At 72.1% G+C, this 17,688-nt stretch carries 17 protein-coding genes; 15 read left to right on the plus strand and 2 right to left on the minus strand.

The window, feature by feature from the left end:
- Nucleotides 1–83: 83 nt before the first annotated feature.
- A complete protein-coding gene (locus tag ACQ5SO_RS08190; RefSeq protein ID WP_430941098.1) occupies nt 84–1,388 on the minus strand; it encodes an amidohydrolase family protein in 1,305 nt (434 codons plus the stop codon).
- A gap of 267 nt (nt 1,389–1,655) precedes the next feature.
- Here ACQ5SO_RS08190 and ACQ5SO_RS08195 point away from each other — a divergent pair, with 267 nt between their 5' ends.
- The 13 genes from ACQ5SO_RS08195 to fghA all read left to right on the plus strand — a co-directional run bounded on the left by ACQ5SO_RS08195 (nt 1,656) and on the right by fghA (nt 14,052).
- Nucleotides 1,656–2,063 carry a cupin domain-containing protein gene (locus tag ACQ5SO_RS08195; protein WP_430941099.1) on the plus strand — a complete coding sequence of 136 codons (408 nt, stop codon included), beginning with the start codon at nt 1,656–1,658 and terminating at the stop codon, nt 2,061–2,063.
- Nucleotides 2,064–2,268: 205 nt separating this feature from the next.
- A complete protein-coding gene (locus ACQ5SO_RS08200; protein WP_430941100.1) occupies nt 2,269–2,763 on the plus strand; it encodes a hypothetical protein in 495 nt (164 codons plus the stop codon).
- 243 nt (nt 2,764–3,006) lie between these two features.
- Nucleotides 3,007–4,881 carry a sensor histidine kinase gene (locus tag ACQ5SO_RS08205; RefSeq protein ID WP_430941101.1) on the plus strand — a complete coding sequence of 625 codons (1,875 nt, stop codon included), beginning with the start codon at nt 3,007–3,009 and terminating at the stop codon, nt 4,879–4,881.
- Nucleotides 4,878–6,299 (plus strand): sigma-54-dependent transcriptional regulator, encoded by a 1,422-nt coding sequence (locus ACQ5SO_RS08210; protein ID WP_430941102.1) that lies wholly within the window; start codon nt 4,878–4,880, stop codon nt 6,297–6,299. The genes ACQ5SO_RS08205 and ACQ5SO_RS08210 overlap by 4 nt, the downstream gene beginning before the upstream one ends.
- Nucleotides 6,300–6,660: 361 nt before the next feature.
- Nucleotides 6,661–7,662: a DctP family TRAP transporter solute-binding subunit gene (locus tag ACQ5SO_RS08215; protein WP_430941103.1), complete on the plus strand. Its 1,002-nt coding sequence runs from the start codon at nt 6,661–6,663 to the stop codon at nt 7,660–7,662.
- A gap of 243 nt (nt 7,663–7,905) precedes the next feature.
- Nucleotides 7,906–8,619, plus strand: coding sequence for a TRAP transporter small permease (locus tag ACQ5SO_RS08220; RefSeq protein WP_430941104.1), 714 nt, complete (start codon nt 7,906–7,908; stop codon nt 8,617–8,619).
- Between the two features lie 3 nt (nt 8,620–8,622).
- Nucleotides 8,623–10,404 (plus strand): TRAP transporter large permease, encoded by a 1,782-nt coding sequence (locus tag ACQ5SO_RS08225; RefSeq protein WP_430941105.1) that lies wholly within the window; start codon nt 8,623–8,625, stop codon nt 10,402–10,404.
- 99 nt (nt 10,405–10,503) lie between these two features.
- Nucleotides 10,504–11,127 (plus strand): trimeric intracellular cation channel family protein, encoded by a 624-nt coding sequence (locus ACQ5SO_RS08230; RefSeq protein WP_430941106.1) that lies wholly within the window; start codon nt 10,504–10,506, stop codon nt 11,125–11,127.
- 152 nt (nt 11,128–11,279) lie between these two features.
- Complete coding sequence (locus ACQ5SO_RS08235) at nt 11,280–11,612, plus strand: SMR family transporter (protein ID WP_430941107.1); 333 nt, start codon at nt 11,280–11,282, stop codon at nt 11,610–11,612.
- Between the two features lie 25 nt (nt 11,613–11,637).
- Nucleotides 11,638–12,315, plus strand: a complete 678-nt coding sequence (locus ACQ5SO_RS08240) for an HAD-IA family hydrolase (protein ID WP_430941108.1) — start codon at nt 11,638–11,640, stop codon at nt 12,313–12,315.
- A gap of 186 nt (nt 12,316–12,501) precedes the next feature.
- A complete protein-coding gene (locus tag ACQ5SO_RS08245; RefSeq protein WP_430941109.1) occupies nt 12,502–12,687 on the plus strand; it encodes a hypothetical protein in 186 nt (61 codons plus the stop codon).
- 67 nt (nt 12,688–12,754) lie between these two features.
- Nucleotides 12,755–13,315 carry a hypothetical protein gene (locus tag ACQ5SO_RS08250; RefSeq protein ID WP_430941110.1) on the plus strand — a complete coding sequence of 187 codons (561 nt, stop codon included), beginning with the start codon at nt 12,755–12,757 and terminating at the stop codon, nt 13,313–13,315.
- Nucleotides 13,231–14,052 carry an S-formylglutathione hydrolase gene (gene fghA / locus ACQ5SO_RS08255; RefSeq protein ID WP_430941111.1) on the plus strand — a complete coding sequence of 274 codons (822 nt, stop codon included), beginning with the start codon at nt 13,231–13,233 and terminating at the stop codon, nt 14,050–14,052. Before ACQ5SO_RS08250 ends, fghA begins: the two co-directional genes overlap by 85 nt.
- Before the next feature lie 92 nt (nt 14,053–14,144).
- Here the strand turns inward: fghA and ACQ5SO_RS08260 are convergent, their stop codons facing one another.
- On the minus strand, nt 14,145–14,720 hold the full coding sequence (locus tag ACQ5SO_RS08260) for a sugar transferase (RefSeq protein ID WP_430941112.1): 576 nt from the start codon (nt 14,718–14,720) through the stop codon (nt 14,145–14,147).
- 794 nt (nt 14,721–15,514) lie between these two features.
- Here ACQ5SO_RS08260 and ACQ5SO_RS08265 point away from each other — a divergent pair.
- On the plus strand, nt 15,515–16,120 hold the full coding sequence (locus ACQ5SO_RS08265) for a polysaccharide biosynthesis/export family protein (RefSeq protein ID WP_430941113.1): 606 nt from the start codon (nt 15,515–15,517) through the stop codon (nt 16,118–16,120).
- A 37-nt stretch (nt 16,121–16,157) separates the two neighbouring features.
- Nucleotides 16,158–17,678, plus strand: a complete 1,521-nt coding sequence (locus tag ACQ5SO_RS08270; RefSeq protein WP_430941114.1) for a hypothetical protein — start codon at nt 16,158–16,160, stop codon at nt 17,676–17,678.
- Nucleotides 17,679–17,688: the final 10 nt, after the last annotated feature.

Below are 17,688 nucleotides of genomic sequence, written 5' to 3' on the forward strand. Positions count from 1 at the left end.
GACGCGCCGGTGCGCGCAGCGCGCCGCGGGCGGCCGAGCGGGGGCTTCACGCCCCCCGAGACCGCCCGCCCCCGGCGCGAGGCTCAGGCGATGGAGGCGGCGATTTTCGGGGTCAGCTCTTTCACCTGCTCCAGCGTCGGGGCGATGTCGAAGCTCTCGAGCTTGCCGCCGCGCACGATGCGCCGCCCGCCGACCCAGACATCGGTCACATCCGACTTGCCCGCCGAATACACGAGATGCGTCAGCGGATCGAACAGCGGCTGCGCGTGCGGGCGGTTCACGTCCACCAGCATCAGGTCGGCGTATTTGCCGACCTCGAGAGACCCGGTCACGTCCCCGAGGCCCATCGCCTCGGCGCCCGAGAGCGTCGCCATCCGCCAGGCCTGCTCGGTCGTCACCAGCGTCGCGTCCTGCGCGGCGCCCTTGTGCAGCATCGCCGCCAGACGCAGCGCCAGCCACATGTCGATATCGTTGCCCGAGATCGCCCCATCCGTCCCCAGCGTCACCCGCACCCCGGCCTTGAGCATGTCCGGGATCCGCGCGATGCCGCTGGCCAGCTTCAGGTTGCTCACCGGGTTATGCGCGACCACGGCGCGGGTCTCGGCCAGGATCGCGATCTCCTCGTCATCGAGATGCACGCAATGCGCCAGCACCGTCCGCTCATCCAGGATCCCCAGCTTGTGCATGTGCCGGATCACCGTGTTCCCGTAGCGGTTCAGGATGTCGGCGTTCTCGGCCTGCGTCTCCGCCGCGTGGACCGAGTACAGCCCGTTGTAGCGGCTGCTGATCTCGTGCGCCTTCTGCAGCCCCTCCGGCCCCACGGTGTAGGAGCCATGGGGGAACACGCCCGGAACCATCATGTCGGTGCGCGGGAACGCCTCGAAGAAGTCGATGCATTCCTGCGCGCGCCCCTCCGGCCCCCGCTTGTCCATGCCCGGGAAGTCGAAGAACAGCCCGCCGCAGGAGGTGCGCAGCCCGATCTCCGCCCCCGCATGGGCCGACTGCTCGGGGTGCCAGAACATGTCGATGACCGAGGTGCAGCCGGTCAGCGCCAGCTCCGCGAAGCCGAGGCGCGCGCCGATGCGGCAGGTCTCCTCCGACAGGATCGCGCCCTCGGCCTTCCACACGGTCTGCAGCCAGGGCTCCAGCGGCAGGTTCTCGACCAGGCCGCGGAACAGGCTGTCGGGCGCGTGGCAATGGGTGTTCACCAGGCCCGCGGCGACCACGCCGCCCTGCGCATCGATGGTTTCCGCCGCCCGCGGCTCGGCCTCGCCCCCCGGGATCAGCGCCTCGATCCGGCCGCCCGAGACGGCCAGCGCGCCGCGGAAGGGGGCGGCGCCGTCGGCGCCGGGCACGATCCAGGCGTTGCGGATCAGCAGGTCGGTCATGAGTCGGACTCCTTGAACGGGTGCGGCCCCGCACGCGGCATTCGGCGCGCCGGGGGCCGGAGCGTACTGCGCCCCGCCCCCGCAGGCCAGCCCGCCCGCACGCCGCTGGCCCTTGATTTTACGGGGGAATAACGGAATCCGCGGAAATGGGCGCTTGAAAACGCGCCACGCCCAATGAACAGTGAGTTGCGCAGGCAGTTCTGCGGCCGCGAATAGGATACGGTCGCGCGCGGCCCTCCGTCTGCATCGCAACCAGAAGTCACTTTCATGACGATGACGAGCACATTCGCTTCGCTGAGCTTCGAAAGCGCGTCCTACGCGCCGTCGCCGCGACGCCGCGACGAGGTCTGGACGACCGAGCGATGCTTCATCCGTGAGCTGTACAACACCCCCTCCGACCCCGAGGGCTCGCTGGCCGAGGCCCGCGTGCCGCCCGGCGTGACCACCGTCCTGCACCGGCTGGTGGACGTGCACGAACGCTACGTGATCCGCGAGGGCCGCGGCCGGATGGAGGTCGACGGCGTGACGCGCGACGTGAAGGCCGGGGACAGCGTGGACATCCCCGCGGGCGCGCGGCAGCGGATCCGCAACACCGGGCCGCTGGACCTGGTGTTCCTGTGCTTCTGCACCCCCCGCTTCGTGCCGGAGTGCTACCGGGACCTCGAGAACGACTGACCCCGCCCCGGGCCGCCCTCCCCGCGGCGGATCGCGGCCCCTTCAGCCGATGTCCGACATACCCTGAAGCCGGCCCCGCAGCCGTTGCAGGACGCCGGTCGCGCAAGGGCGCGCCCGCGCCGCCCGAGTCCGGCGTCCGCCGCCGGTTGCACCGCCGCCCGGCGCCCATTAAACTTGGCCGCCCGAGCCGACCGGAGCGCGCCGCATGCAGAAAACCGCCAAGATCTCCCTGCGCCTGTCCTCCGAGGTGGTCGACGCGCTCTCGGCCCAGGCCGAGGCCAAGGGGTTCGGGATGACCGAGCATGTCCAGCGCCTGCTGGAACGCCGCGCCGCCAAGTCCGGCCACATGGCGCCGGACCACGCCGCCGCCATCCGCCTGCGCTGGGACGTGGTGGAGAAAATGCAGGCCCTGGCCCGGAAACTCGACGCCAAGGGGCGGTTCGACGCGCATTTCACCCTCTCCGTGTTCCGCGCGGCGATGGAGGACGAGGCCCTGCGCGCCCGCTACGAGGAGGCGATCGGCGGCGACGCCTACGGGGCCGAGGCGCCCGGGCGCTCGCCCTTGAACATGAATCTCGGCTCGGCCATCCGCCGGGCGGTGGGGGCCGAGCCGATGCGCGGGCCCGGCGGCGCCCCGCTGCGCGCGCAGGTGCGGGGCGAGCCGATCCAGACCTACCAGCTGCTGGTCAAACCGGCCTGAGCCCCACCGGCGACGGACACCGGCTGCACCGGCGGCAGGCGCCGCGGCGCAGCCGCCCGACACGGGATCGCCGACGCCCGCGCCGCGTTGCATCGACGTCGGACGCAGCCGCCCGGCCGGCGCCGGGCGCCGGTCGCCACGCCCGCGCGCAACCGGCGGCGGACACGCGCTGCAGACGCCCCGACGACACGTCCCGCGCGCGCCCCCTCGCCCCCGGCGCGCGGCGCGGATAGACTGCGCGCCATGCGCCGTCGCCTCGCCCTCGCCGCCGTCCTGCTCTGCGCCCTGCCCGCCGCCGCGGGCGGGATCGCCTGGCGCGCGAGCCTCGAGGACGGGCTGTCCCGCGCCCGCGCCGCCGCCGCCGCCAAGCTCGAGGCCGCGGCCCAGCGGCTCGACGGGCAGATCGCGCGCTACCGGCAATTGCCGCGCGTGCTCGCCGACGCCGCCCCGCTGGCCGAGGCCGCGGCCGAGCCCACCGTCGCCCGCACCGCCCGCCTCAACGCCCTGCTGGAGCGGATCGCGGACGTGACCGGCGCGCTCGACATCTACGTGATGGACAGCGCGGGGTGGACCGTGGCGGCGTCGAACTGGGCCTCCGAGCAGACCTTCATCGGCCGCAACTTCGCCTTCCGCCCCTATTTCCAGCGCGCGATGGATGGCGGGCTGGGCAGCTACTACGCCCTCGGCACCACCTCGCTCCAGCGCGGCTGGTACTTCGCGGGGCCGCTGCGCCTCGACGCCGCCGCCATCGGGGTGGTGGCGGTGAAGGCGGACATGGACGCGGTCGAGGACGCCTGGCGCGAGGAAGAGGGCCTCGTGTTCTTCACCGACCCGGACGGGGTGGTGTTCGTCTCCAACCGCCACGGGCTGGTGTTCCGCTCGCGCGCGCCGCTGGCCGAGGACGCCCGCGCCCGGATCGAGGAGGCCCGGCGCTACCCGGGGCGGGAGATCGCGCCGATGCCCGTCATGGCGCGCGCCCCGGCCTGGGATGGCGGCGATCTCGGGACGCTCAGCCTCGAGGGGCCGGACTGGGCGGCGCTGGACGTGGCGATGCCGCGCGCGGTGATGGCCTCGGCCCACCAGCCGCGGCTGGGGATGACCGGCCACGCGCTGATCGACGTGGCCCCCCCCGCCGCCGCCGCCAAGGATGCCGGGCTGGCCGCCGGGGCCGCGGCGCTGGCCATGGGCGCGCTGCTGCTGCTGCTGGTGCAGCGTCGGGACGCCGCGCGGCGTCGCCTGGCGATCGAGACCCGGGCGCGCGATGAGCTCGAACGCCGCGTGGACGAGCGCACGCGCGACCTGACCGCCGCCAACGCCGCGCTGGAAGGCGAGATCGCCGAGCGCCGCGCCGCGGAAGAGGCGCTGCGCCGCGCCCAGGCCGACCTGGTGCAGGCCGGCAAGCTCTCGGCCCTCGGGCAGATGTCGGCGGGCATCAGCCACGAGCTGAACCAGCCCCTCGCCGCCATCCGCAACTTCGCCGAGAACGGCGCCGTCTACCTGTCGCGCGGGCGCCCCGAGAAGGCGGCGGGGAACCTCGAGCGCATCGCCGAGCTGACCGCCCGCATGGACCGCATCATCCGCAACCTGCGCGCCTTCGCCCGCAAGGAAGGGGAGCCGGCCGCCGACGTGGACCTCGGCCGCGTCGCCGCCGACGCGCTGGCGCTGATGGATGCGCGCATCGCGGCCGAGCGCGTCGCCGTGCGCTTCGACCCGCCGCCCGAGCCGGTCATGGTCCGCGGCGGGCAGGTGCGGCTGCAGCAGGTGGCGCTGAACCTGATCGGCAACGCGCTCGACGCCATGTCCGGTCAGCAGGCGCCGGAGCTGGAGATCGAGGTCGCGCCCCCGGACCGCCCCGGCGCCCCCGCGCGCCTGTCGGTCCGCGACCGCGGCCCGGGCCTGGCGCAGGAGGCCGAGGGGCGCATGTTCGACCCGTTCTTCACCACCAAGCCCGTGGGCGAGGGGACGGGGCTGGGCCTGTCGATCTCCTACGGCATCGTCCAGAGCTTCGGCGGCCGCATCCGCGGGCGCGACCGCGATGGCGGCGGCGCCGTCTTCACGGTCGAGCTTCAGCCCAGCGCCGCCGCCGCCGCATCCGCCAGCATCGAGGCCGCCCAATGACCCATCCCGCCCCTGCCCCGGCCGCGGGCGCCGATCCCGCCGCCGCCGCGGGCGCGCCCGGCGCGGATGACCCGCGGATCCTGCTGGTCGACGACGAGGCGGCGCTGCGCGAGTCGCTGGCGCAGGTGCTCGACCTCGCCGGCATCCACGCGGACGAGGCGGGGAACGTGGACGAGGCGCTGGCGATCCTGTCGCCCGACTATCCCGGCGCGGTGATCGCCGACATGCGCATGCCCGGGCGCGACGGCTTCGCGCTGCTCGACGCGGTGCGGGCGCTCGACCCCGACCTGCCGGTGGTGATCCTGACCGGCCATGGCGACGTGCCGATGGCGGTGAAGGCGATGACCGCCGGGGCCTATGATTTCCTGGAGAAACCCTGCCCGCCCGCGCGGCTGGTGGAGATCGCCCGCCGCGCCGCCGAGAAGCGCCGCCTGGTGCAGGAGAACCGCGCCCTGCGCGCCCGCATCGACGCGGCCGAGGCCGGGACGCTCGAGGCCGCGATCCTCGGCGACGCCGAGGTGACGCGCGCCTATCGCGCGCGGCTGGAACGGATCGCCGCCGCCGGGCTCGATGTGCTGGTGCTGGGCGAGACGGGGGCGGGCAAGGAGCTGGCGGCGCGGGCCATCCACGCCCGCTCGGACCGCGCGCGCGGCCCCTTCGTGGCGGTGAACTGCGGCGCGCTGCCCGCCGAGATCGCGGGATCGGAGCTGTTCGGCCATGAGAAGGGCGCCTTCACCGGCGCCGCCGCCCGCCGCATCGGCAAGTTCGAACATGCCGAGGGCGGGACGATCTTCCTCGACGAGATCGAATCCATGCCGCTCGACCTCCAGGTCAAGCTGCTGCGCGTGTTGCAGGAGCGGGAGCTGGAACGCCTCGGGGGCAACGAGGCGATCCCCCTCGACGTCCGCGTCATCGCCGCGACCAAGCCGGACCTGAAGGCGCTGGCCGAGGCGGGCAAGTTCCGCGAGGACCTCTATTACCGCCTCGACGTCGCCCGGGTGCGGGCGCCGCCCCTGCGCGAGCGGCTGGAGGACGCGCCGCTCCTGTTCCGGCACTTCGTGCAGCAGGCGGCCGAGCGGCGCGGGCGCCCGGCCCCGGCGGTGGAGGCGGCGGACCTCGCCCGCCTCTCGACCCATGACTGGCCGGGCAATGTGCGCGAGCTGAAGAACGTCGCCGAGCGGTACGCGCTGGGGCTGGGGCTGCAGCTCGGGCCGACGGGCGAGGGGGCCGAGGACGCCGCGCCGCCCCGCGGGTTGGCCGCGCAGGTGGAGGCGTTCGAGAAATCGCTCCTCGAGGCCGCGCTGCGCCGGTCCGGGGGGCGCGCGTCCGAGGCGGCGCAGGCGCTCGAGCTGCCGCGCAAGACCTTCTACGACAAGCTCGCCCGGCACGGGATCAAGCCCGAGGCGTTCCGGGGCTGAGGGCCGCGCCGACCCCGCCCCGTCGCCCCCCGCCCCGTCGCCCCCCGCCGCCGCCAAGGGTGAATCCCGCCATGCGCAAGGCGCATGCGCCGGGGCGGGAACCTGTGCGGAAGCCCGCACATTCGCTCGCGCAGCATGTGCGGGGGACCGCACAGATCCCGCATGGGGCGTGTTTCAACCCCGCGCGGCGAATGCCTGCCATGCGCATGGCGCAAGGCCCCGCGGGCGCCGGTTACGGTTTCTCAAGACTTGGCACGGGGCCTGCATGGGCTTGTCCGAGCCCCCATCGCGGGGCCGGCGCCGCCCCGACGCGCGGCGTCACGACCCGAAACGACCAGCATGATCCCCAGGGAGGACCCCCATGCGCAATCTGATCGCCGCGGCCGCCGCCGCCGTCATCGCCCTTTCCGCCCCGGCCGCCATGGCCGCCTGCGACGACGGCGAGATCCTGATCAAGTTCAGCCACGTCACCAACACCGACAAGCACCCCAAGGGCATCGCCGCCACCATGCTGGCCGATCGCGTGAACGCCGAGATGGACGGCAAGGCGTGCATGGAGGTGTTCCCGAACTCCACCCTCTACAACGACGACGCCGTGCTGAAGGCGATGCTGGCGGGCGACGTGCAGATGGCCGCCCCGTCCCTGTCGAAATTCGAGAAGTTCACCAAGAAGTTCCGCCTGTTCGACCTGCCCTTCATGTTCAAGAACATCAACGCGGTGGATGAGTTCCAGAACTCCGAGGCCGGGCAGAAGCTGCTGAATTCCATGACCCGCCGCGGCCTGCAGGGCCTCGCCTACTGGCACAACGGCATGAAGCAGATGTCGGCCAACAAGCCGCTGCTCGTCCCCTCGGACGCCGCCGGGCTGAAGTTCCGCGTGCAGTCCTCGGACGTGCTGGTCGCGCAGATGGAGGCCATGGGCGCCTCGCCGCAGAAGATGGCGTTCTCGGAGGTCTATGGCGGCCTGCAGACCGGCGTCGTGCAGGGCCAGGAGAACACCTGGTCGAACATCTGGGGCAAGAAGTTCTTCGAGGTGCAGGACGGCATCACCGAGACCGACCACGGCATCATCGACTATCTCGTCGTCACCTCGGTCGACTTCTGGGACGGCCTGCCCGATGACGTGCGCACCCAGCTCAAGACCATCCTCGACGAGGTGACCGCGGCCCGGAACTCCGAGTCCACCAAGGTCAACATGGCCGCCAAGCAGTCGATCATCGACGCCGGCGGCGTGGTGCGCGAGCTGACCGACGCCCAGCGCGCCGAGTGGGTCGCCACCATGAAGCCGGTCTGGTCGAAATTCGAGGGCGACGTGGGCGCCGACGCCATCGAGGCCGCCCAGGCGATCAACGCCAAGCACTGATCGGGCCCGTCCCGATCCAGCGCGCCTTCCGGCCGGGTCCGTCCCGGCCGGGAGCAGGGCCCGGAACGCGCCGCCAGAGCGCCCGGCCCGACCGGACTTTCCTTTCCGAACGAGTGGACAGGCCGCCGCGGCGGGGCGCTTCGCCCCGCCCGGCGCGCGCCCGCCGCCGCGCCGCCGCCGCCCTGCCGCCGCCCCGCGCGCCCTTCGCCCGCGCAGGCGCCCCCGAGGAGCCCCGAGGACCCCATGACACCGCAAGCCCCCGCATCGCGGCTTGGCCGCGCCATCGATTCCGCCGAGGAGACGCTGATCGCGATCACCATCGGCGCGATGACCCTGATCACCTTCGCCAACGTCGTCGCCCGCTTCGGCTTCAACGACAACATCCTCTGGGCGCTGGAAATGACCAGCTTCCTGTTCGCCTGGCTGGTGCTTCTGGGCGCCAGCTACGCGGTCAAGAAGAACGCCCATCTCGGCGTCGACGCGCTGGTCAACCTGTTCGGCCCCGCAGGGCGCCGGGCCCTCGGCCTGCTCGCCGGGGTGCTGAGCGTGCTCTACGCCGCGCTGCTGCTGAAGGGCGGCTGGGACTTCTTCGCCCCCTTCGCCAACCTCTCGCCGACCTCGGGGCGGTTCATCCCCACGGGGTTCGAGGACGTGCGCGGCCAGGGCTGGTACGAATCCCTCGACATCGACATGCCCGCCTTCCTCAACCCCCTCTTCTCCGAGTGGTTCAACGAGGGCGAGCGCTACGAGAAGATCCCGCTGCTGATCCCCTACGCGGCGCTGCCCGTGGGCATGGCGCTGCTGCTGCTGCGCTTCGTGCAGGCCACGATCCGCATCTGGACGGGCGAGAGCCTGATGCTGATCGCCAGCCACGAGGCGGAGGACGCGGTCGAGGAAGCCTCGCGCAACGCCGACAAAGACGAAGACGGGGATGACGCCCCGCGCAAGGAGGCCTGAGCCATGGACGTCGCCCTTCTTTTCGCGATGATCATCGCGATGCTGCTGATCGGCGCGCCGATCGCGGTCGCGCTGGGGCTCAGCTCCACCGTCTTCCTGCTGCTCTACTCCGACAGCTCGCTCGGCTCCATCGCCCAGACGCTGTTCGACGCCATGGCCGGGCACGCCACGCTGCTGGCGATCCCGTTCTTCATCCTCGCCTCCTCCTACATGTCCACCGGGGGCGTGGCGAAACGCATCATCCGCTTCGCCATCGCGCTGGTCGGCCACCTGCCGGGCGGCCTCGCCATCGCGGGCGTGGTGGCCTGCATGATGTTCGCCGCCCTGTCGGGCTCCTCCCCGGCCACGGTGGTCGCGGTCGGGTCCATCGTCATCGCCGGCATGCGCCAGGTGGGCTACACCAAGGACTTCGCCGCGGGCGTGATCTGCAACGCGGGCACGCTCGGGATCCTGATCCCGCCCTCGATCGTCATGGTCGTCTACGCCACCGCCACCGAGGTGTCGGTCGGCCGCATGTTCATGGCGGGCGTGATCCCGGGCCTGCTGGCGGGCGTTATGCTGATGATCGGCATCTACGTGGCCGCCCGTGTGCGCAACCTGCCCAAGGGCGACTGGCCCGGCTGGGGCGAGGTGATGACCGCGGCGCTCGACGCCTCCTGGGGCCTGTTCCTGATCGTCATCATCCTCGGCGGCATCTATGGCGGCGTGTTCACGCCGACCGAGGCCGCCGCCGTCTCGGCCGTCTACGCCTTCTTCGTGGCGATGTTCATCTATCGCGACATGGGCCCGCTGGCGGGCAAGCCCTGGCTGCAGGAGGGCGAGCGCGCGGTGGGCGAGCTCGGCGCGCGGATCTGGGGCTTCGCCATCGTCGCGGTGATCCTGTACCTGTCGCTGTCGCTGATGCTGGGCTTCGCGGCCTGGATGGCGCTGGTCGGGGCCGCGGGCTTCACCGCGGTGATCCTGTTCGCGGGGCGCCTGCTGGCGCTCGGCGGCCAGGCGGGCGAGCGGGCGGTGATGCTGCTGATCGCGGCGCTGACCGTGGTTCCGTCGCTGATCGCGCTGTTCGCGGGCGTCTCCGTCGGGGCCACCGTCGGCCTGGCGCTGTTCCTGTTCGTCGCCGCCGCCCTGCTGGCCTTCGCCCTGCGCGAGGCGGGGGACAAGCTGGCCGCGACCGGCCAGGACTTCAACGCCTCGCTCGGCCTCGGCGGCAAGGCCATCGCCCGCGGGCTGGGGCAGCTGGCGCTGCTGTTCTTCCCCGCCGCGATGTCCAAGGCCAACCGCGACTCGCTGTTCGAGGGCGGCAAGCTGACCGTCACGCTGCTGTTCATCATCGCCAACGCGCTGATCCTCAAGCACGTTCTGACGGATGAGCAGATCCCCCAGCAGATCGCGTCCTCGATGCTCGAGGCCGGGTTCGGGCCGATCATGTTCCTGGTGATCGTCAACGTGATCCTGCTGATCGGCGGCCAGTTCATGGAGCCGTCGGGCCTGATCATCATCGTGGCGCCGCTGGTGTTCCCGATCGCGATCAGCCTCGGGATCGACCCGATCCATCTCGGCATCATCATGGTGGTGAACATGGAGATCGGGATGATCACGCCGCCCGTGGGCCTCAACCTCTTCGTCACCTCGGGCGTGGCGGGGATGCCGATGATGCGGGTGGTCAAGGCCGCCCTGCCCTGGCTGGCGATCCTGTTCGTGTTCCTGATCATGGTCACCTACATCCCCTGGCTGTCGACCTGGCTGCCGACGACCTTCATGGGGCCGGAGATCGTGGTGAAGTAACCGCGCCGCGCATGGCGGACCGGGACGCCCGGCGGGGAAAACCTCGCCGGGCGTTCGTTTTTGGCGTATGCCCGGGGGAACCCGGATCCGGAGGCCGCCATGACCCTCGCCCCCCTCGCCCTCGTCTACTGGCTCGACCTGCTCGGGACCTTCGTCTTCGCGCTGTCGGGGGCGACGCTGGCGGTGCGCAAGGGGATGGACGCGTTCGGGATCGCGGTGATGGCGCTGGCCGCCGCCCTGGCCGGAGGGGTCGCGCGCGACGTGATGCTGGGCGCGACGCCGGTGGCCGCGCTGGCGGACCCGACCTATCTCGCGGTCGCGCTGGCCGCGGGGGCGCTGGCCTTCTTCGCCCACCGGGGGATCGAGCTTCTGTCCCGCCCGGTGATGGTGCTCGACGCCATGGGCCTCGGGCTGTTCGCCGTCGCGGGCTGCCGCAAGGCGCTGGGGATGGGGCTGGAGCCGCTGCCCGCGGCGCTGCTCGGGGTGCTCTCGGCGATCGGCGGGGGGGTGGCGCGGGACCTGCTGGCGGGCGAGACGCCGCGGGTGCTGTGCGAGGACGTCTACGCGCTCGCCGCCCTGCTGGGCGCGGGGGTGGTGGTGATCGGCGACGGGCTGGGCCTGCCCTTCGCGCCGGTCGGCCTCGGGGCCGCGGCGCTGGCGGCGGGGGTGCGGGTGATGTCCGTGCGCCGCGGCTGGCAGGCGCCCCGGCCGAAGGGACGCTGACGGAGGCCGCGCCCCGCGCCCCGCGCCCGCGCCGCCGGCGAAACCAGACCTTTTCCCGGCGCAACAAAACTTGACCCCGGCGCGCGCCTGCGCCCCCTTTCCCTTGTCCCCGGCCCGCCCGATGCTGGCCGCCCACCCCGAAGGAGGCCCCCTTGCGCGCCCACCTGTTCCTGATCGCCGCCGTCGCGGCCGAGGTGATCGCCACCACCGCGCTCGCGCGCTCCAACGGCTTCACCCGCCTGTGGCCCAGCGTGGTCTGCGTGGTCGGCTACGCGCTCGCGTTCTGGCTGCTGGCCGAACCGCTCAAGACCATCCCCACCGGCGTGGTCTACGCGATCTGGTCCGGCCTCGGGGTGGTGCTGATCGCCCTCGTCGGCTGGCTCTGGGCCGGGCAGGTCCTGGACCTTCCGGCGATCCTCGGCCTCGCGCTCATCCTCGCGGGGGTGCTGGTGATCAACCTGTTCTCGCACAGCGTCTCGCACTGACGCCCCCGCCATTCCGGAGACCCCCATGCCAGACGCCCCCCGCGCCATCTTCGACCTCGACGGCACCCTGATCGACAGCGTCCACGCCCTGCGCGTGGCCGGCCTGTCCCTGCTGGAGGAGCTGGGGCGGGAGCCGGTGGACGTCGCCACCTACAAGACCTTCGTCGGCAAGGGCCAGAAGGTGCAGGTGGAGCGGCTGCTGACCCATACCGGCGGCATCCCGGACGGCGATGTCGAGCCGTGGCTGGCGAAGTACCGCGCCGCCTATGACCCGCGCGCGGGCGGCGCCGGGCCCTATCCCGGCGCGGTCGCGGCGCTGCGGGCGCTGGCCGATGCGGGTTGGCGGATCGGGGTCTGCACCCAGAAGCCCGAGGGCAAGGCGCGGCTCGCCCTCTCGGCCTTCGGTTTCGACATGGTGGAGAGCGTGGTCGGCGGCGACACCATCCCCGGCGCGCTGAAGCCCGATCCGCGCCTGCTGGAACGCGCGCTGGCCCCGCTCGGGGCGGGCGAGGCGATCTATGTCGGGGATTCCGAGACCGACGCCGAGACGGCGCAGAACGGCGGCCTGCCCTTCATCCTGCACCTGAACGGCTACCGGCATTCGAGCCCCGACGCCCTGCTGCCCACCGCGCGGTTCGACGACTGGGCCGACCTGCCCGCCCTCGCCGCGCAGGTGGTGGCGGAGCATGACCCGGCAGGCTGAGCGCCGCCCTCAAGACGCATTCAACGACGTCAGGACACTTTCAGGGCCGCGCGGGTTTTCCGCGCGGCCTTCGCGCTCTTCCGCGCCCGCGCTTTTCCACGCCCTTTCTTTTTCCACGGGCCCTTTCGCCCCCGGAGGCCCCCATGCGCCGCCACGCCCGGGGTCGACGACCTGCGCGCCGCCCTCGTGACCTTCCAGGATGCGCAGAGCGGGCGGAACGAGCCCGATCTCGACCCCGATGACGCCATCCCGACCCGCGGCAGCACCGTCCGCCAGCAGATGACGACCGATTTCGCCGCCGTGCAGGCCGGTTTCAACGGGGTCGATACCTACAGCGCCTCGAACGAGGCCCTCACCGCGGTCGACCTCTAACCTGCCCGACGGCCTGTATGGCGACCGCGCGGGCTGGTCCGACGGCGCCATCAAGACCACCGTGCTGATGAACAACGACCTCGCGCGGGACCGCGCCTGGTTCGCCGGGCAGGAGGCCTGGCTCGGCGCCCGCTCGGACCAGACCGGGGTGCTGCTGAACATCCTCACCCAGGCCGCCTGTTTCGACACCCGGGAGCCCGCCTCGCGCCCCCTCGGCGCCCCGGGCGATCCCCTGGCGCCGTTCGACATGGAGCCGATGCTCCGCCGCCTGGAGCAGCACCCGACCATTCCCGACCTAGTCTACCAGCGCCCGGCGACGCTGGAGGAGACGGCGGACGTGTTCCGCATGATCGGGGAAGTGAAGGGGCGGGAGATGCTGGACCACGGCGTCGTCACCGCGGCGCTGGGGGCGGCGGGGCTGACGCGCCCCCCCGCGACGGATTTTCCCCACGGGGCGCCGCCGGACGGCTTGCGCCCGCGGCGCGCTCCGGGTTTGTTGACGCCGCAACGCCACACCCGACGCCAACCCCCGGGGGAAGATCCATGGACACCATTTCCGACCAGCGCGCCTTCGGCGGCCGCCAGCTCGTGCTGCGCCACAAGGCCGAGACGACGGCCTGCGACATGACCTTCTCGGTCTTCACCCCGCCGCAGAAGGGCCCGCGCCCGGCGGTGATGTACCTCTCGGGGCTCACCTGCTCCCACGCCAACTGCACCGAGAAGGGCGGCTTCCAGCGCATCGCCGCGGACCTGGGCCTGATCGTGATCTGCCCAGACACCTCGCCGCGCGGCGAGGGCGTGGCCGATGACGAGGGCTATGACCTCGGGCAGGGCGCGGGCTTCTACGTGGACGCGACCGAGGCCCCCTGGGCCCCGCATTTCCAGATGGAGAGCTACATCACGCGCGAGCTGCCCGAGCTGGTGCGCGGCGCGTTCGACATCTCCGCCATGGGGGTGTTCGGGCATTCCATGGGCGGGCACGGCGCGCTGACCCTGGCGATGCGCCACCCGGGGCTGTTCGGCTCGGTCTCGGCCTTCGCGCCCATCGTCTCGCCGCTGAACTGCCCCTGGGGCGAGAAGGCGATGACCGCTTACCTGGGCGCCGACCGCAAGGCCTGGGAAGGGCACGATGCCTGCGCCCTGGTGAAGGCCCGCGGGTTCGAGGGCGAGATCCTGGTGGACCAGGGCATGGCCGACAACTTCCTGGCCGGAGAGCTGAAGACCCACCTGTTCCAGCAGGCCTGCGCCGAGGCCGGGCAGGCGGCGACGATCCGGATGCAGGCGGGCTACGACCACTCCTACTACTTCATCGCCAGCTTCATGGAAGACCACCTGCGCCACCACGCCGCCGCGCTGGCGGGGTGAGGACCGGGCCCCGGCGCCCGGGGCATGGAACGACGAAAGGGGCGGCCCCGGCGGGCCGCCCCTTTTTCATGTCCCGCCCCGCGGCGGCGGCGTCAGACGCCGGTCTGGCGCATCATCACCCCGAAGGTGCGGAAGATGAGGACGAGGTCGATGCCCATCGACATCTCGCGCGCATAGCGGGCGTCGTCGATGGCGCGCGCGGCGAAGGAGCTGTCGTTGCGATCCCCGGTCTGCCAGAAGCAGGTCAGGCCCGGGCGCATGGTGTAGTAGGCGCCGCCCGGGTACATCTCGGCCTGCTCGGGCATGAACGGGCGCGGGCCGACCAGCGACATGTCCCCGCGCAGCACGTTCCACAGCTGCGGCAGCTCGTCGAGCGAGGACTTGCGCAGCACGCCGCCCCAGCGGGTGATGCGCGGGTCGCGGCGCAATTTCTGGCAGCGGTCCCACTCGGCCTTCGCGGCCGGGTCGGCGTCGAGATAGTCGGCCAGCGCCTTGTCGGCGTCCACGACCATCGAGCGCAGCTTCCACAGGTTGAACAGCTTGCCGTCCTTGCCGACCCGTTTCTGGTAGTAGAAGGCCGGTCCGCCGTCGGTACGCACCAGCAGGGCGAGGAACAGGATGACGGGCGCCACCATGGGCGCGGCGAGCAGGACGAGGACAATATCCATCGCCCGCTTGCCGAAGCGCCGGTATGCGCCGCCGCGGGACAGGGCGATCGCCTCGGCCTCCGCGGGCGCAGCCTGCGCGTCTGATCTTACAGATTGGAGCAAAACAACCCCCGGTTCATGATCAATAAGGTCCAGAGAAACCTGAACTGTCAGAGCATTGAGGCCCGGCCCCGAAAGAACGGTTTTCCGCGCCCCGCCTCCGACGTCCCACCGTCGGGGGCGCGGCGCCCGCCGCTTGATGGCTGGCCGAGTCCATCCCACGCCCCAAATCAGACCATAAATGCCCCCACCGCTCAACTGCTTTCCGCCAGCGCATTTAATGCTTTAGACGCGGCTGCACGCGCGCTGAACGGCGCCAATAAAGAAAGTACAATCCATGTGAATTAAGTGAATAGCGCGGTCATGACGCGCGAGTCGTCCCGGCGCAAGACGGCTATGCGCGCCGCGAATATCGGTCGCGTTCAGGGTGCATTCAGACGCCCGCCGCGGCGGCGCGTCGCCGCAGGCGCCCCGGCGGGCGGGGAACCACGGGCGCGGCGCAGGGCTTCGACCCGCCCCGCGCCGGGGTCGAAACCCCCTCGCGAAGCCCTCCGCGACGCCCCGGGGGGCGCCCCCGCGGGCGCCGGACCGCCCCGCGGCGCGGCGCCCGGGGTGCGGCGCCTCGGCAACGGGGCGGGACTTTCCGCCATCCCCGGCGCCGCGCCCGGCGGCGCGACCGTGGAAAACGGCGCCGTCATCGGGCAACACTTCGGCAAAAGACTTGATGCATCGCGACAATGCGAAGGAATGGGGCCTTGAAGAATCTTGCTTTTCTCGCGCTCGCCGCGGCCATCGCCGCGCCGGCCGCGGCCCAGGACGGGTACTACTCGATCAAACCGGGCGACGTGCTGAACGTCACCGTCCTCGAGGATCCGAACCTCTCCAGCCAGGTGCTGGTGCGGCCCGACGGGCGCATCTCGCTGCCCATCGCCGGGTCGGTGATGGCCGAGGGCCGCTCGCCCGAGCGCCTCGAGGCCGTGCTGCGCAGCCGCTTCGCCTCGGGGTTCGAGCTGACGCCGACGGTGACCGTCGCCCTCGCCTCCACCCGGCCCGAGTCGCCGCAGGAGCAGATGGACGAGGTCGAGACCCACACCTATTACGTGTTCGGCCAGGTCGGCCGCCCGGGTCCGATCACCGTCGAGGCCGAGAAATCCCTCTCGATCCTCAAGCTGATGGCCGTCGTGGGCGGGGCCGCGCCCTTCGCCGACGCCGACCGCATCCAGGTGCGCCGCACCGCCGAGGACGGCACGACGGAGATCATGCTCTTCGACTACACCGCCCTCGAGGACGGTCTCCCCGTCGAGGATATCGAGCTGCAGGACGGCGACGTGGTGTTCGTCCCCGAGCGCAGCCTGTTCTGAGGACGGCCCGCAGGGGCGTCCATCGCGGGAGATCGGGATGAGCATTCAGAGGCTGCACGGCTCCGCCGCGGCGGTCGCGCTCGCCGCAGCGGCGGGCGTGGCGCTGGCCGCGGTCGGCGCCATCGCGCAGGAAGACGCCGAGGCGCCGGCGCGCGGCGCGCGGGTCGGCGCGATCCCCGAGGCGCGCCCGCTCTCCGAGGCGCTGAGCCCGGCGGAGATCGCCCGCCTTCGCGCGGCCGAGGCCGAGGCCGCCGCGGCGGCCGAGGCGCAGGCGGCCGAGGATGCGGCCGCCGCCGAGGCCGAGGCGGCCGAAGCCGCGGCGGAAGAGGAAGAGGAGGAGCCGACCCTGGCGGCCCGCCGGGGCCCGAGCCTTGGCGGCTTCGGCGCGGGCGCGGTGAACCAGGACCCGGAGCGGCGCTTCGACCTGACCCTGTCGACGGGCGTGTCGTTCAACAGCGGCGGCGGGTCCAACACCTCGGACTCCATCGTCTCGGCCAACACCAACGCCCGGCTGATGTACACCTCGGTCACCTCCGACAGCGCGCTGAACATCGGCCTGTCGGCGGGGTTCCGCGCCCTCGGGGGGAACGAGACGGACCGCAACGTGGTCCCGATCCCGGACCTGAGCGTGGGCTACAGCCAGGCCATCGACAGCACCACCTCGTTCTCCACCTCGTTCTCGGCCCGGCTCGACCAGGTGGCGTTCACCGAGGCGGACACGATCAGCATCATCACCGACCCGACCTCCGGCCTGCCGATCGGCTTCGTGCAGATCGAGGGCGACGAGGGCGACGCGCTCAAGCTCGCGCTCGGGGCGGGGATGTCGCTGTCGCACGCGATCAACCCGCGCAACCAGCTGTCGTTCGGGCTCAACCTCTCGCGCACCGATTACGTCGACGAAACCTCGCCGGCGCTGTCCTCCTCCACCGCCGGGTCGCTGAGCCTGAGCTGGAGCCACCAGTCCCAGCCGACGCTGTCGCACTCGCTCAGCGCCGTGACCTCGGTCAGCCAGACCGACAACGCCGCCGACCAGCGCAGCCTGACCGTCGCGGTCACCGGCGGCGCCAACTGGTCGGTGAACCGCCGGCTGTCGATGCAGGGCTCGCTCGGCCCCAGCCTGACCTTCTCCCAGCGCACCGTCGGCGGGGTGGACGAAACCTTCACCTCGCCCGGCGTGCGGGCGCTGGCGGGGCTGACCTATTCGGGGGCGCGCAGCTCGCTCAGCGCGTCCTTCTCCAACGCGGTGAACCCGGACAGCGACGGCGCCGGCATCGCCAACATCACCGCCTTCACCATCGGCGGGCGGCTCCAGCTCGACGCCGACAGCTCGGTCGGGGCCAACGCCTCGCTCGGCTGGCAGCAGGCGCTGTCAGGGGACGAGAATTCGGCGCAGGAGCGTCTGACCGCGGCGACGGGGGTGAGCTTCAGCACCCGGCTGTTCGACGAGATCAGCGCCTCGGTCGGCTACCGGCTGTCCTGGTCGGACGAGAACGCGGGTTCGGATGTGTCGCACCGTGTCTCCTTGACCTTCAGCCGCGGTTTCACGTTCCTTCCCTGAGCAGCGGCCG

Source organism: Rhodovulum sp. DZ06 (genome assembly GCF_050586345.1).
GTDB lineage: Bacteria > Pseudomonadota > Alphaproteobacteria > Rhodobacterales > Rhodobacteraceae > JBOCEF01.

Coding starts and splice junctions, on each gene's coding strand:
- ACQ5SO_RS08240 (WP_430941108.1), top strand. CDS start 11,638: ATGCCAGACGCCCCCCGCGCCATCTTCGACCTCGACGGCACCCTGATC.
- fghA (WP_430941111.1), top strand. CDS start 13,231: ATGGACACCATTTCCGACCAGCGCGCCTTCGGCGGCCGCCAGCTCGTG.
- ACQ5SO_RS08195 (WP_430941099.1), top strand. CDS start 1,656: ATGACGATGACGAGCACATTCGCTTCGCTGAGCTTCGAAAGCGCGTCC.
- ACQ5SO_RS08270 (WP_430941114.1), top strand. CDS start 16,158: ATGAGCATTCAGAGGCTGCACGGCTCCGCCGCGGCGGTCGCGCTCGCC.
- ACQ5SO_RS08205 (WP_430941101.1), top strand. CDS start 3,007: ATGCGCCGTCGCCTCGCCCTCGCCGCCGTCCTGCTCTGCGCCCTGCCC.
- ACQ5SO_RS08250 (WP_430941110.1), top strand. CDS start 12,755: ATGAACAACGACCTCGCGCGGGACCGCGCCTGGTTCGCCGGGCAGGAG.
- ACQ5SO_RS08225 (WP_430941105.1), top strand. CDS start 8,623: ATGGACGTCGCCCTTCTTTTCGCGATGATCATCGCGATGCTGCTGATC.
- ACQ5SO_RS08200 (WP_430941100.1), top strand. CDS start 2,269: ATGCAGAAAACCGCCAAGATCTCCCTGCGCCTGTCCTCCGAGGTGGTC.
- ACQ5SO_RS08230 (WP_430941106.1), top strand. CDS start 10,504: ATGACCCTCGCCCCCCTCGCCCTCGTCTACTGGCTCGACCTGCTCGGG.
- ACQ5SO_RS08220 (WP_430941104.1), top strand. CDS start 7,906: ATGACACCGCAAGCCCCCGCATCGCGGCTTGGCCGCGCCATCGATTCC.
- ACQ5SO_RS08260 (WP_430941112.1), bottom strand. CDS start 14,720: ATGGATATTGTCCTCGTCCTGCTCGCCGCGCCCATGGTGGCGCCCGTC.
- ACQ5SO_RS08215 (WP_430941103.1), top strand. CDS start 6,661: ATGCGCAATCTGATCGCCGCGGCCGCCGCCGCCGTCATCGCCCTTTCC.
- ACQ5SO_RS08210 (WP_430941102.1), top strand. CDS start 4,878: ATGACCCATCCCGCCCCTGCCCCGGCCGCGGGCGCCGATCCCGCCGCC.
- ACQ5SO_RS08190 (WP_430941098.1), bottom strand. CDS start 1,388: ATGACCGACCTGCTGATCCGCAACGCCTGGATCGTGCCCGGCGCCGAC.